11 protein-coding genes and 1 rRNA gene are annotated in these 15,155 nt (G+C 32.7%); 5 read left to right on the top strand and 7 right to left on the bottom strand.

Features of this window, described 5'->3' with window-relative positions:
* The first annotated feature begins 81 nt into the window (after window positions 1-81).
* From truA to lpdA, 3 genes are all read left to right on the top strand, one after another.
* On the top strand, window positions 82-816 hold the full coding sequence (gene truA, locus BM024_RS11545) for a tRNA pseudouridine(38-40) synthase TruA (protein WP_090680717.1): 735 nt from the start codon (window positions 82-84) through the stop codon (window positions 814-816).
* The gene (locus BM024_RS11540) at window positions 816-2,570 is read left to right on the top strand and encodes an ABC transporter ATP-binding protein (RefSeq protein WP_090680449.1); all 1,755 of its coding nucleotides are present in this window, start codon (window positions 816-818) and stop codon (window positions 2,568-2,570) included. The genes truA and BM024_RS11540 overlap by 1 nt, the downstream gene beginning before the upstream one ends.
* Window positions 2,571-2,818: 248 nt before the next feature.
* Window positions 2,819-4,210, top strand: coding sequence for a dihydrolipoyl dehydrogenase (gene lpdA, locus BM024_RS11535; RefSeq protein WP_090680447.1), 1,392 nt, complete (start codon window positions 2,819-2,821; stop codon window positions 4,208-4,210).
* 131 nt (window positions 4,211-4,341) lie between these two features.
* On the opposite strand, the gene purB is transcribed toward lpdA, so the two are convergent.
* Together purB and BM024_RS11525 are read right to left on the bottom strand one after the other, a co-directional pair.
* Window positions 4,342-5,682, bottom strand: coding sequence for an adenylosuccinate lyase (purB, locus tag BM024_RS11530; protein WP_090680443.1), 1,341 nt, complete (start codon window positions 5,680-5,682; stop codon window positions 4,342-4,344).
* A 123-nt stretch (window positions 5,683-5,805) separates the two neighbouring features.
* Window positions 5,806-6,615, bottom strand: a complete 810-nt coding sequence (locus BM024_RS11525) for an alpha/beta hydrolase family protein (protein WP_090680440.1) — start codon at window positions 6,613-6,615, stop codon at window positions 5,806-5,808.
* 142 nt (window positions 6,616-6,757) lie between these two features.
* Here BM024_RS11525 and pepT point away from each other — a divergent pair, with 142 nt between their 5' ends.
* Entirely contained in the window at window positions 6,758-7,996 is a 1,239-nt protein-coding gene (pepT, locus tag BM024_RS11520) for a peptidase T (protein WP_090680437.1), read from the top strand.
* A gap of 114 nt (window positions 7,997-8,110) precedes the next feature.
* Window positions 8,111-8,572, top strand: a complete 462-nt coding sequence (locus BM024_RS11515; RefSeq protein ID WP_090680435.1) for a hypothetical protein — start codon at window positions 8,111-8,113, stop codon at window positions 8,570-8,572.
* Between the two features lie 100 nt (window positions 8,573-8,672).
* Here BM024_RS11515 and rpsA read toward each other — a convergent pair whose 3' ends face one another.
* From rpsA to rrf, 5 genes are all read right to left on the bottom strand, one after another.
* Window positions 8,673-10,439 carry a 30S ribosomal protein S1 gene (gene rpsA / locus BM024_RS11510; RefSeq protein WP_090680432.1) on the bottom strand — a complete coding sequence of 589 codons (1,767 nt, stop codon included), beginning with the start codon at window positions 10,437-10,439 and terminating at the stop codon, window positions 8,673-8,675.
* A 262-nt stretch (window positions 10,440-10,701) separates the two neighbouring features.
* The gene (locus tag BM024_RS11505; RefSeq protein ID WP_090680429.1) at window positions 10,702-11,718 is read right to left on the bottom strand and encodes an EamA family transporter; all 1,017 of its coding nucleotides are present in this window, start codon (window positions 11,716-11,718) and stop codon (window positions 10,702-10,704) included.
* 2 nt (window positions 11,719-11,720) lie between these two features.
* Window positions 11,721-12,194, bottom strand: a complete 474-nt coding sequence (locus tag BM024_RS11500) for an Lrp/AsnC family transcriptional regulator (protein WP_090680425.1) — start codon at window positions 12,192-12,194, stop codon at window positions 11,721-11,723.
* Between the two features lie 213 nt (window positions 12,195-12,407).
* On the bottom strand, window positions 12,408-14,048 hold the full coding sequence (locus BM024_RS11495; RefSeq protein ID WP_090680423.1) for a hypothetical protein: 1,641 nt from the start codon (window positions 14,046-14,048) through the stop codon (window positions 12,408-12,410).
* Between the two features lie 875 nt (window positions 14,049-14,923).
* A 5S ribosomal RNA gene (gene rrf / locus BM024_RS11490) occupies window positions 14,924-15,033 on the bottom strand.
* Between the last annotated feature and the right edge of the window lie 122 nt (window positions 15,034-15,155).

Below are 15,155 nucleotides of genomic sequence, written 5' to 3'. Positions count from 1 at the left end.
GTAAAAGTATTTATCACAATGAAAATCAAGCTCTCGCCATTTTCTATTATATTTGCTATCTATAAAAGCAAAGAAATAGTTTTGAGATATTTTTTAGAATTCGCATATAACGGAACGCATTACCACGGCTGGCAAATACAACCAAATGCAAAAACGGTACAAGAAACCCTTACTACTGCTTTATCACTATTGTTGAAAAACCCTATAGAATTAGTTGGAGCAGGTCGTACTGACGCAGGTGTACATGCCAAGAAAATGTTTGCTCATTTTGATTATATCGAAACTTTCGAAACCGAAGAACTACTAAAAAAGCTTAATTCTTTTTTACCAAAAGATATTGCAGTACACAATATACATCCAGTTGCCACTGATGCTCATGCACGTTTTGACGCATTGACAAGAACCTATGAATATCATATCACACTAGAAAAAGATGTTTTCTCAGATGAAACAAGATGGTATCAACACAGACCCTTAAATCTGGATCTAATGAACGAAGCTTGTAAAATTCTTTTTGAATACGAAGATTTTGAATGTTTTTCAAAGACTAATAGTGATGTTTTTACCTTTAATTGCACTATATTCAACGCTGTTTGGGAGCAAAAAGAATCTCATGTAGTTTTTACTATCACTGCTAACCGTTTTCTCAGAAATATGGTGCGCGCGATTGTTGGAACGATGGTTAATATTGGAATGCAAAAAACATCCTTATCTGAATTCCGAACAATAATAGAAAGTAAAAACAGAAGTAAAGCAGGTTTTTCAGTCCCTGGAAAAGGTTTATTTTTAACCCAAGTTACCTACCCCTATATATAATGAAAGCAATAAAATCTATATCACTACAAAAAATACTAGACTACTCAAAACCATATAAAAAACGTTTCAACTGGGTAGTTGTTTGGGCTATAGCACTTTCTATATTTGCTGCTTTACGTCCATATATGCTAAAACAAACAGTAGACGATTACGTACAAACAAAAGATACCTATGGATTACTAGTTTTTGTAGGACTCATGGGGATAGTTTTAATTCTAGAAGTCGTGTCGCAATTCTATTTTGTGTATTGGGCGAACTGGCTAGGTCAAGACATTGTTAAAGATATGCGAGAGCAGCTTTTTAATAAAATAACCAATTTCAAAATGCGTTATTTCGACAAAGAACCAGTTGGAAAACTTGTTACACGATCAGTATCTGACATTGAATCTATTGCAAGTATATTCAGTCAAGGACTGTTTATGATAGTCAGCGATTTATTAAAGATGATTGTAGTATTAGGCATCATGTTCTATATGAATTGGAAACTGAGCTGTATAGTTCTAATCGCAATGCCAATACTTGTTTATGCTACTCGTATTTTTCAATTAAAAATGAAAAGTGCATTTCAGGAAGTGAGAACACAGATATCAAACCTGAATACCTTTGTACAAGAGCGTTTAACTGGTATGAAAATCGTACAATTGTTCAACAGAGAAGATATTGAATATGAAAAATTCAAAGAGATAAACAATAAACACAATACTGCTTGGTTGCGCAATATTATGTACAACTCTATCTTTTTCCCCATTGCAGATATAGTTTCCTCTTTAACGTTAGGTTTTATTATCTGGTATGGAGGAATTTCTATCGTGAATGGTGACAACCTAACAACCTTTGGAGATTTATTTGCCTACACTATGCTTATTTCAATGCTATTCAATCCACTCAGACAAATAGCTGATAAGTTCAATGTCATGCAAATGGGAATCATCGCCGCAGAACGTGTCTTTGAAGTATTAGAAACCAATGAGGAAATTGAGGATAAAGGCACCCTTATAGCACCAAGATTCCAAGGAAATATTCGATTGGAAGACGTCTACTTCAGCTACATACCTGGTACACAAGTTTTAAAAGGCATTAACTTAGATATTAAGCGCGGAGAAACTATTGCTTTAGTAGGTTCCTCAGGAGCTGGTAAGTCTACTATTATCAATCTACTAAGTCGTTTTTATGATATAGATAATGGTAGAATTTATATAGACGGGACTAATATCAATGAATTTACTTTAAGAAGTTTGCGAAAACAAATTGCTGTAGTACTTCAAGATGTCTTTTTATTTAGCGACTCTATTTTAAACAATATTACTCTTAATAATCCTGGAATATCAAGAGAAGAAGTTGTAAAAGCAGCTAAGAAAATAGGAATACATGAATTCATACAGAGCTTACCTGGCGGATATGACTACAACGTTAAAGAACGTGGTGTTATGTTATCTTCTGGACAACGACAATTAATCTCTTTCCTCCGCGCCTATGTGAGTGACCCAAGCATTCTTATCTTAGATGAAGCAACATCTTCTATTGATAGTTATTCTGAAGAACTTATTCAAAGAGCTACTAATTATCTAACTCAAGATCGCACCTCAATAGTCATTGCACATCGTTTAGCAACCATAGTGAGTGCAGACCAAATAATAGTTATGGACCAAGGACAGATCGTGGAAAAAGGTACTCATGATGATTTATTGCAAATCGAAGGTGGATATTATCGAAACCTATACGACTCTCAATATCAAAGTGGTATTATAGCATAGTGAAATTTTGATTTTTTCAAATCATTTTGCACCCTATGATTACGAATATCTTAATAAAACTAACAGTTAATTATAATTATTAGATAGAAATACTTCAAGAGGAACTTTTCATTATGAAAGTTTCAATAACAGAAATAAATCATTATTTTCGTAACTTGATTGGTTATATAGAAAGACTCATAAATAACACACTAACCTTTGCCAGTTATGGTTATTCTTGAGAGTATTAAAAATATAAAAACAAAGACATGAAATTCGATATTATTGTATTAGGAAGTGGCCCAGGAGGGTATGTAACAGCAATTAGAGCATCTCAATTAGGCTTTAAAGTTGCAGTTGTTGAAAAAGAAAACTTAGGAGGTATTTGCTTAAATTGGGGATGTATTCCAACAAAAGCACTTTTGAAATCTGCGCAAGTTTTTGATTATCTTAAACACGCTTCAGATTATGGTTTAACCATCGACGGAACTGTTGACAAAGACTTCAATGCTGTAATTGACCGCTCAAGAGGAGTTGCGAACGATATGAGCAAAGGTGTTCAGTTCTTAATGAAGAAAAATAAAATTGAAGTAATTGATGGATTTGGTAAAATAAAACCAGGTAAAAAAGTTGACGTTACTGATAAAGATGGAAAAGTAACAGAAATTTCTGCAGACCATATTATCATTGCAACAGGTGCTCGTTCAAGAGAATTGCCTAATTTACCACAAGATGGTAAAAAAGTAATTGGATACCGCCAAGCACTTACTTTAGCAGAACAACCAAAGAAAATGATTGTTGTAGGTTCAGGAGCTATTGGAGTTGAATTTGCACACTTCTACAATTCTATGGGAACAGATGTAACCATTGTTGAGTTCATGCCAAATATCGTTCCAGTAGAAGATGAAGATATTTCTAAACAGTTTGAGCGTTCTTTGAAAAAGTCAGGTATTAATATCATGACAAATTCATCAGTTGAAAGTGTTGACACATCTGGTACAGGAGTTAAAGCAACTGTAAAAACAGCAAAAGGAGAAGAAATTCTTGAAGCAGACATCTTATTATCAGCTGTTGGAATTAAATCAAATATTGAAAACATTGGATTAGAAGAGGTTGGAATCGCTACTGATAGAGATAAAATCTTAGTAAATGATTTTTACCAAACTAATATCCCAGGATATTATGCTATTGGAGACGTAGTCCCTGGACAAGCTTTGGCACACGTTGCTTCTGCGGAAGGAATTTTATGTGTTGAAAAAATTGCCGGTCTACATGTAGAAGCATTAGATTATGGAAACATTCCTGGATGTACTTATGCTACACCAGAAATAGCATCAGTTGGAATGACTGAGAAGAAAGCTAAAGAAGCTGGTTATGAAATTAAAGTTGGGAAATTCCCTTTCTCAGCTTCAGGAAAAGCAAAAGCATCTGGAACACCAGATGGTTTCGTAAAAGTAATCTTCGATGCTAAATATGGTGAATGGTTAGGATGTCATATGATTGGAGCAGGTGTTACAGATATGATTGCAGAAGCAGTTATTGCACGAAAATTAGAAACTACTGGATATGAAGTATTGAAAGCAGTTCACCCTCACCCAACAATGAGTGAAGCAGTTATGGAGGCAGTAGCAGCTGCTTATGACGAGGTTATTCACCTATAGTCAATCTCATTAACGAATAAATACAAAAAAGGGAATTCTTTAATTAGAGTTCCCTTTTTTATTTTACTTTTCATAAAATGAAAAAAGCGCTACATAATTATATAGCGCTTTTTATATAGTATTTTAAAGCTTTAGACTCCTAAGTAGGTACTAGGTGTAATTTGTTTCAATTCTGCCTTAATAGCGTCAGAAACTTGTAAAGCCTCTATAAACCTGTGCATAGATTCTTTGTTGATAACACTATTAGTTCTTGTCAAATCCTTTAATGCTTCATACGGATTAGGATATCCTTCTCTTCTCAAAATGGTCTGAATTGCTTCTGCTACTACTGCCCAGTTATTCTCTAAATCCTCTGCAAACTTTGATTCATTTAAAAGCAACTTGTTTAATCCTTTAAGAGTTGAATCAAAAGCGATTAGAGTATGTCCCATTGGTACGCCAATATTTCTTAACACCGTACTATCCGTTAAATCACGTTGTAATCTAGAAATTGGTAATTTTGCTGAAAGGTGCTCAAAAATAGCATTAGCCATTCCCAAATTACCCTCTGAATTTTCAAAATCAATTGGATTTACTTTATGCGGCATAGCTGAAGAACCGATTTCTCCTTCTTTTATTTTTTGCTTAAAATATTCCATTGAAATATAGGTCCATAAATCACGATTTAAGTCAATTATTATGGTATTGATACGTTTTAAGGCATCAAAAAACGCAGCAAAATGATCGTAATGCTCTATTTGAGTAGTTGGAAATGAATGTTTCAAGCCAAGTGACAACTCAACGAAATCTGAACCAAATTGTCTCCAGTCACGATCTGGATATGCAACACAATGTGCATTGAAATTACCAGTAGCTCCACCAAACTTAGCAGCAAAGGGAACATTATTTAATAATCTCAACTGCTCTTCCAATCGTTCGACAAATACCAAAAACTCTTTTCCTAAGCGAGTTGGTGATGCGGGTTGTCCATGTGTGCGTGCAAGCATTGGAACATCTTTCCACTCAATACTTAATTCTTTTAATTTGTTGACAATATTAATAAAAGCAGGCATATAAACTTCGTGAAAAGCTTCTTTCGTTGAAAGAGGAATAGCTGTGTTATTAATATCCTGAGAAGTAAGACCAAAATGAATAAATTCTTTAAACTTACTCAAATTCAATCTATCAAATGCATCCTTAATGAAGTACTCAACCGCTTTCACATCGTGGTTGGTTACTTTTTCTGTCTCTTTAATTTTAAGAGCATCTTCATGCGAGAAATTCTGATATATCTTTCTTAATTCAGGAAAAACAGATTCAGATACACCACTTAATTGAGGAATTTCATACTCACATAAAGCGATGAAATATTCCACCTCTACCAAAACTCGATATTTTATTAAAGCTTCTTCTGAATAAAAAGCAGCTAAAGATTGAGTTTTACTTCTATATCGTCCGTCTATAGGAGAAATTGCATTCAAATTTGTTAACATAGTTGTATGTGTTGTTCAGATACAAATATAAACTTTTTGAAACCAATATAAAAAGACAGTCTCCAATAAGGTTTCGTTATTTTTTTAATAAACTATACAATTAAATAGTCAAATCTAAAAAGCTTATAAAGCTTTAATGAAATTAGTGATTGCTTTAATATACTTCTCTCCGTGATAAGTTCCTGAAAGCGCTTGAAATCCTTGGAGATGCCCTCCTTTAAATAAAACTATTTCACTCTTAGGATTAAGAAATGTCACACGTTGACTTTCCTCTACAGTTGTCAAACCGTCACGTTCTCCAGCAAATAGAAGGACTGGAATACTTAACTTGCTCAGTTCTTCCGAATAATGAGAACTAGATTTAGGAAGCAAGTAAACTTCATCTTTATACTCTTTGAGTTTTTCCACAATTGAATTTGGATCTGACACAAACCCCTCACTAACCATAAAACTAAACAAATTTGACTCTGCAGTTAAAGTTCCCATAATAGACCCCATTGACAATGTCCATAATCCAATTCTAGAGCTTTTAAAACGATTTGAAGCAAACTCTAAGGCAGACTTCAAATCAATTGCAAACTCATCGTAATAGAGCTGTTTTTCATCCATTAAAAAATCTTGACTCTCACCAAACCCCCGATAATCAAAGAGTAATATTGTAAAGCCATTTTTCACAAGTTCATCTACTTGTCTCAACAAATAAGACATATTTCCAGCATCTCCATAAGCTACAACTAGTACAGTGTTATTTGAAGTTTCTTTACTCGGCAAACATAGCCAAGAATTCAATAAGTAACCATCTTCTGTTTCTAGCTTATGTTGCTCATATTTAAAATTGAAATTAGCAGGATGTTCCACATATTCTTTAACCGGATTTAAAGCAAAGCAAAATGTTGTCAAGAATAAAAAAATAAAACTCAGATATCTATTCATAGCATTCAATATTAGATTACTCAAAGATAAAATATAAACAAGTCAACCTATACAAACTACTCGAAAATCAATGAATAATCACGACTCTATCCATGGGGTCTACAATAAATTTGTATTTTTGTTCTTATTAAATATGAACATCATGCAAAAAATTATTGATCGATTTATCAGCTATGTTACAGTTGACACAGAATCAGATCCAAATTCAGACACTTGTCCAAGTACAGAAAAACAATGGAATCTTGCCAACCAACTTGTAGAAGAGTTAAAACAAATTGGCATGGAAGATGTAACCATAGATGAGCACGCTTATATTATGGCTACGCTACCAAGTAACGTTGATTATGAAGTACCTACTATAGGTTTCATTTCTCACTTTGATACTTCACCTGATTTTACCGGTGCCAATATAAAACCGCAAATAGTTCCTAATTATGATGGTGGTGACATTATTTTAAATAAAGAACAAAATATAATATTATCTCCTGGTTATTTCAAAGATCTGTTGCAATATAAAGGTCAAACTTTAATTACAACAGATGGTACTACACTTTTAGGTGCAGATGATAAAGCTGGAATTACAGAGATTGTAACAGCAATGGAATACTTGATTAACCATCCAGAAATTAAGCATGGTAAAATTAGAGTAGGTTTCACTCCTGATGAAGAAATAGGAAGAGGTGCACATCTATTTGATGTAGAAAAGTTTGGAGCTGATTGGGCTTATACAATGGACGGAAGTCAAGTAGGAGAACTTGAATATGAAAACTTTAATGCAGCAGGAGCGAAATTAGTTTTCTCTGGAAAAAGTGTTCACCCAGGATATGCTAAAGGAAAAATGATAAATTCTATTCTACTAGCTAATAAATTCATTGCAAAACTACCTAAAGACGAAGTACCACAAAAAACATCTGGATACGAAGGTTTCTTTCACGTTCATACTGTAAGCGGCTCTATAGAAGAATCTAAAGTAGAATTAATCATTCGCGACCATAATCTGAAAAAATTCAAAGAGAGAAAGAAATTAATTGAAAAATTAGTTGAAAAACTGAATAAAAAATACAAAAAGAAATTTGGAGGTCCGATTGTAGAATGCACTATCGATGACCAATATTTTAATATGAAAGAAAAGGTTGAACCAGAAATTCATATCGTTGATATTGCAGAAAAAGCGATGAAAGATTTAGGCATTAAACCTTTGATTAAACCAATACGTGGCGGAACAGATGGTTCACAACTATCATATATGGGATTACCATGTCCAAACATTTTTGCAGGTGGTCATAACTTTCATGGAAAATATGAATATGTTCCAGTAGAAAGCATGCAAAAAGCAGTTAACGTAATTGTCAAAATAGCTGAATTAACAGCAATAAAATAACAACAAATTAACTCTATCAAAAAGACTAACTCAAACGTTAGTCTTTTTTTTTAAACATTATTCAAAAGATATCTATTTTTTTTGTAGCTTTATTACAATAAAACAGATTCTACTATGAATAATCATTCCTTAAACACCATTACGATTGGAAGTCAGACTTACAGTCGCACTGACCTAACAGATTATTTGCGAACTAATCGAGTTCAAGAACTAATTGAGAAATTGGTAAGCGAAACCCAGCTTACGGCAGATGAAGTAAGAACACAAATAAGTATTCTAGAAAAAACTTCGATTGCATCTAATGACGAAATAGCTAGTATTGAATACAAGGACAATATTTACACTTTCAAATACACCAATACAAAAGGAGAACAGTATATAGTAGGTCCAAAAGATAAGTACTGGGAAAGAGTACAAGAATTATTACGAGACGACCTATTGTACAAAAAGTTTAAAAAAGAATACGATGTATATAGGAATAGCAGAATAAAAAGAAGAAGAAACAACATCATACTACTTGTTGTTATTGCGGTTGCTTTACTATTACTATGGGCATTTTTCTTAGGGGTATTCTAGTTTAAAAACTAAATATAGTACTTCTTTTGAAATGGATTAAAATAGAAAAGCCACAATCTTTCGATTGTGGCCTGACTTAATATTTAAAAATTTCTAAGGATTATTTTTCTCCTTTTTCCATTCTTTCTTTCAATTCAGCTAAAGCATCAATATCTCCAAGAGTTGTTCTTTCCGCTTGAGAAGACGACGACGTCGATGTCTCAGCAGCTTTTACATTTTTCTCTTCTTCTTGACGGAAAATAGCAGTATGAGAAGCAACTACTCTTTTGAATTCTTTGTTAAATTCAATAACTTTAAATTCAGCAGATTCGCCTTTTTTCAATTTTTTACCATCTTCTTTCTCTAAATGACGAGTAGGAATAAAAGCAACGATATCGTCACCGAATTCTACAGTAGCTCCTTTGTCAACTATCTCAGAGATTTCTCCTGTATGAATAGTACCAACAGCAAAAGCTTCTTCGTATTTATCCCATGGATTAGCAGTAGTTTGTTTGTGCCCTAAAGAAAGTTTACGTCCTTCAACGTCTAACTCAAGAACAACTACGTCTAATTTATCTCCAACATTTACAAATTCAGATGGATGTTTGATTTTCTTAGTCCAAGAAAGATCAGAGATGTAAATCAACCCGTCAATTCCTTCTTCTAATTCAACAAAAACACCAAAATTAGTAAAGTTACGAACAACACCTACATGTTTAGAACCTACTGGATATTTTGAAGTAATGTCAGTCCAAGGGTCTGGAGTCAATTGTTTGATACCTAATGACATCTTACGTTCTTCTCTATCTAAAGTTAAAATAACTGCATCTACTACATCACCTACTTTAACGAAATCTTGTGCAGATCTCAAGTGAGTAGACCATGACATTTCAGAAACGTGGATTAAACCTTCAACACCTTCAGCAACCTCGATGAAAGCACCGTAGTCAGCTAAAACAACTACTTTACCTTTTACTTTATCTCCAACACTTAAGTTAGTATCTAAAGCATCCCAAGGATGAGCGAATAATTGTTTCAAACCTAATTGAATTCTTGTTTTCTCATCATCAAAGTCTAAGATTACAACATTCAATTTTTGGTCTAATTCCAATACTTCACTTGGGTGGTTAATTCTTGACCAAGAAAGGTCAGTAATATGAATTAATCCATCAACACCTCCAAGGTCAATAAATACACCGTAAGAAGTAATGTTTTTAACAACACCTTCTAGTACTTGACCTTTTTGTAATTGACCGATAATTTCTTTTTTCTGAATCTCAATATCTGCTTCAATAAGAGCTTTGTGAGAAACTACTACGTTTTTGAATTCATGGTTGATTTTCACAACTTTAAATTCCATAGTTTTGTTTACATACTGATCGTAATCACGGATAGGTTTAACGTCAATCTGTGAACCTGGTAAGAAAGCTTCAATTCCGAAAACGTCAACAATCATACCACCTTTAGTTCTACATTTCACGAAACCATTAACGATTTCTCCTGTATCATGAGCAGCAATAACTCTGTCCCAAGCTTTGATAGTACGAGCTTTTCTGTGAGAAAGAACTAATTGTCCGTATTTATCTTCTCTTACGTCAATTAAAACCTCTACTTTATCTCCAACTTTTAAGTTTGGATTGTAACGGAATTCGTTTAAAGAAATAACACCTTCAGATTTTGCATTGATATCTACAATCGCATCTCTGTCAGTGATTCTAACAACTACCCCATCAACTACCTCTTCGTCGTTTGTAGAAATAAATGTTTTGTCTACTAAATTTTCAAACTCTTTTAATTGGCTCTCGTCAACAGTATCAATACCATTTTCGTAATTTTCCCAATCAAATCCTTTCAAAAATTCGTCTTGTGTTTGTATTTGTTCAGACATCGCTGATAATAAATTTGTATTCTGCTTCTCTATTGGTTCCTAAGTCAGTAATAAATTATACAGAAGTAATTAAAAATAGATATAAATCTTTTGGAGAACCATACTAACCCAAAAGCCGTGCAAAAATAATACATTTCAATGAAATAGAAAAATATTATTTACTAATTTTCAATCCAATTACCTTAAAACAAGTATTTTAAAGAAAAAATGGTAATAAACACAAGGTCTATTACCATTTCATCGATTTATAATTGAAAAATAATTAATTGCTTAAATGAAGTTTTTTTAATTTTTTTAAAGGCTTCTTAAATGATTCAAAATATTTAAAATAGCGGTGTCCCTTATACAAATCCCAATTCATCAACAAAACACTTATTAAGATCACTACCAAACCCCAAATCTGTAAACTAGTAATAATATCATCTGTAAAAAAATAACTCAAAATCACTGCAACAATTGGATTCACATATGCATAAGTACTAACCTCAGTTGCTGGTCGAACTTGCAATAACCATATATAACTACTAAATGCTAACACAGACCCAAACGTTATCAAATATCCCATAGAAAACCAGCCCGAAAAAGAAACATCTGCTACATCTAATTGTGCATACTCTCCATTAAACAAAGCAACTAAAGTAAACATTACTCCAGCTGTAATCATCTGCCATGCAGTCTTTACCATTACATGTAAGTCTTCTGAAGACTCATCTTTTTTATCAGTACTATACTTTGAATAAAGAGATCCAACCGTCCAAGCAATTGAACCAAAGACCAATAATGCCATACAAAATATATTCAACCATTTTTGTGATTCGTCACCCGCTATAGTAATTTGCTCAGCAAATAACATAATAACTCCAATGAAACCAAATAACAGTCCAATAACTATAGGTAAACTAGAAAAATTACGTTTCCATTGAGGCTTATCCAATACAACAAACCAAATTGCCGCCGCCGCCGCCATAATAGCAGCAATACCACTTGAAACATGTTGTTCCGCCCATATCAAACTTGCCATATCAACAAATAACAATAAGAAACCTACGAAACAAGCCTGCTTAACAACTTTCTTATTAAACAAAACATAGCCTTTCATTTTACAATAAGTCATCAACAAAATACTGGCACTCAAAAATCGAAGAGAACCAAGGACGAAAGGAGTAAAATCACTTAATGCTTTATGAATAAAGAAAAAAGTAGACCCCCACACTAAATACACTACAGCATATGCAAAGATAACCATGCTTTTATTTGCCGCTTGAATTGAATTTGCCATAACTAATCTAAACTAACTGGAACTATAATTTTATTATCTTCTTTAACTGTCTGCAATACTATAATGGTTCTGGTTGAAATCACACCATCTATTTTCGAAAGAGAATTTCTCATTAAATGTACCAAAGCCAAAGAGTCCTGTGTTCTAACTTTTATTAAATATCCATCATCTCCAGCAATATCATGCACTTCTAATACCTCAGGAATCTCCGCTAATAATCTTCCGGTACGCTCGTCTCCAATAATTTCATCAACTTTAATAAAAATAAAAGACAGCATCTTTTGATTTAATGCTATAGGATTAATTTTCGCATAATATGCTAATAAAACCTCTTTTTGCTCCAACTTCTTCACTCGTTCCAGTACAGCCGAAGGTGCCATACCAAGTTCACGGGCTAACTCAGCATTATTAATGCGGGCATTATCCTGCATCATTCGAAGAATTTTTAAGTCTATTTCGTCTAACTTGTATTCCATATCTCAGTTTCAGCGCGCAAAATTACTAAATCAGAATATAATTCGGAAATATATACGAATAAAAGAATATAATTCAGTTGTTAAATATTTGCAAAGAAAATAATTCTAAAAACCACATGATTGTTTTAAAAATCAATCAACAAGATTTGATTAATCAAAAAAAAAAAAGGATTGTATAAATACAATCCTTTTACAACACAATACTTAATTATTTTAATTTAAAGCTAATAGCAGAGTTTCATTAAAAGAATGCCTACCTACAATCTCGCTATTCAATTGCAATAACAAATGTTCTTTAGAATAATTAGCTACTACAAATTCAACAGCTCCATCATGAACCTCTTCTCCATACAAACTGTACTTACCAATAAATAACAATCTCTTTAATAATTCTTCTTTATTAAAAGAAAACAACTCGTTTAGATAAGGAAAGAACACATGGAAACGAATGTGATAATCAATATAAGTTAACATCTCTGAATAGTCCTTTTCAGCATCCAATAAAGCAAAAACAAAATCTTCACTTCTTTTTCTCTTATGAAACTCAGATTGCAAATGTTTAAATAAATATTGTCGAAACTTCTTAAATGATGAAATATCATCATTATTCAATATATACATGTACTCTTCAACAGATCTATTATACAAAAAAAGTAACTTCTTGTACTTAACAACTTTCTCCAAATCATTAATACTTAAATACCAATCTTGAAGTATCTGATAATAAGCAAAATTGTATTTTTCTTCACGATTACTATTTATAATTGTTAAAGCATACTCTTCCATTAAATCACCATCGACATCCTTAAGAATATTCAGCAATTTCATATTAAACTCATTTTCAAATCTTATAGGAACGAAGTAATTCTTATACTCCTTAATCAAAGAATCACTTACTAGAACATCTAGAAAGAAACTTTTAACCTCCATAGACACACTGTCAAAAGATATTCCTAAACGTTCCATCTCCTTAATCGTTTCACTTACAAAAAAAACATTCTGCTCAACTGTACAACTTGAAAACACATACTTTAATAATTCGAAATCACATCTAGAATATGTTTCATTATTCAACTTAAATACATTATCCCATATTTTTCTAAACATATTTTTTAAAGCACTAACATCCTTTATCTGTACAATAGACAATGCAACATGCTCTATAAAAGCATCTAACACCCTTAACATTCTAACACTTGTATAAGTCACTCTGCTCTCAAAATCACTTATACACTCATACACAGCATTAGTTAAATCAATAACAGTTTCTTGATGACTATGAATTAAAATAAACTCCTTAACTCCTTCTAAAGATTGATTTACTAAGTCAGCTACTTTCTTCACTTCACGAGCATCAAGTTTTTTACGCTTTCCTACTACAGACTTAATAGCCTCATTAATAAGTAATTTAACATCCTCTGGAATATAATGAACTTCTTGTTTTCCGAATTGCAATAGAAACTGCAATTCCAAATCCTTGTTCACTTTAAACAATGATTGCATCCAAGATGCAATAGCATCTTTATCCAAATTCATAATTAATATTTCCGACTCACTAAGCTTCCTAGTTCTTTTTTTCTTTTCGACTTTTAATGTTGATTTATTCGCACTTTTTAAACTTTTCAATACAGCAAGTTTATGCAAACAATACTCCTCATCAACACCACAATCACACAAGTGTTTAATTAACTTATTTTCAAACACTTCGAGCCGTACATCAAAAGTTGAATCCCCCTCATCTACATAAGAAACAAATACTCCTTTCTTTTCTTCATCCAACTCTCGCACTAAGACACTCTCAATTTTTTTCAAAGTTGCCTTTGGTATACCTTTCAATATATCAGTAACTTTCATAATTTTTATAAAATATTAGCACTAATATCAGCGCTATAGAATAGTGTGTAATTTACGAACAAATGCAGTAATAACAGTTTGATTTATCAAGAAGTAGATATCTCAATTCGCAAATCTACAAAAGAACTAAAAGTTAGTATCCATGGTTCTCTTTTAGTCCAGCAAACTAAAAAACATTGAATAAGAAGGTAATTTAGGACATGTAAAATCAAAATCGTTGATTCGTTTATTTGTAAATATGCTTGTTCGAAGATATGCAAAGAGGCAAAGAAGGAAAATTTGGTGATTCGTAAATGCGCTAATTCGAGGATATGCAAAGAAGCAAAAAAACAAAATTTAGTGATTCGTAAATACGTTAATTTGATAATGTGCAAACAGGCTAAGGATCTAAGTGAAAAAGATAAGCATCCAATTAAAACACTTTTAATTACCTCTATAATCCAAAAAAGTCCTCACTTTTCAAGAGAACTTCAAACAAGATAGCGCACATTTGATGATTCGCTAATTTGGTGATTCGTAAATACGCTAATTCGGGAATACACAAATACGTTAAGAAGCAAAGAGCAAAGAAACAGGGTTGAGCATTTAGTTCTAGTCTTGTATACTAGATTAGTTATGGAGTCAGCAAACCAGTGTAAAACTAAAAGACTAAGTAACAAATGACTACAAAACAAAAAAGTCCTCGCTTTTCAGGAGAACTTCTAAAAAAAGGCAGCGCATCGAGCTTGCGACACGCTGCACCAAAAAAAAAAACCCCGATTCGATAGAATCAGGGTTTTAAAAAAAAAGGCAGCGAACCGAGCCCAAAGGGCGAACACGCTGCACCTATATGCAAAAAAAAATCCCCAACTTAAAAAAGTTGAGGATTTTATAAAAAAAGGCAGCGACATACTCTCCCACATAAATGCAGTACCATCTGCGCTAGCGGGCTTAACTTCTCTGTTCGAAATGGGAAGAGGTGAACCCCGCCGCAATAACCACCTTAAATCGGTTGTTACTGTTACAGTAACTAATATCTTAACATAGTTGAAACATAAACAAACAAACTATTTTTTTCTTGAATAATATAATTAGAAAGTCTCCCGCTCCCTTGACTTGCAAGGGAGC

The organism is Myroides guanonis, from assembly GCF_900114085.1.
Classification (GTDB): domain Bacteria; phylum Bacteroidota; class Bacteroidia; order Flavobacteriales; family Flavobacteriaceae; genus Flavobacterium; species Flavobacterium guanonis.
The sequence above is the reverse complement of the archived record's forward strand: the minus strand, read 5'-3'. Positions and strand labels throughout refer to the sequence as shown.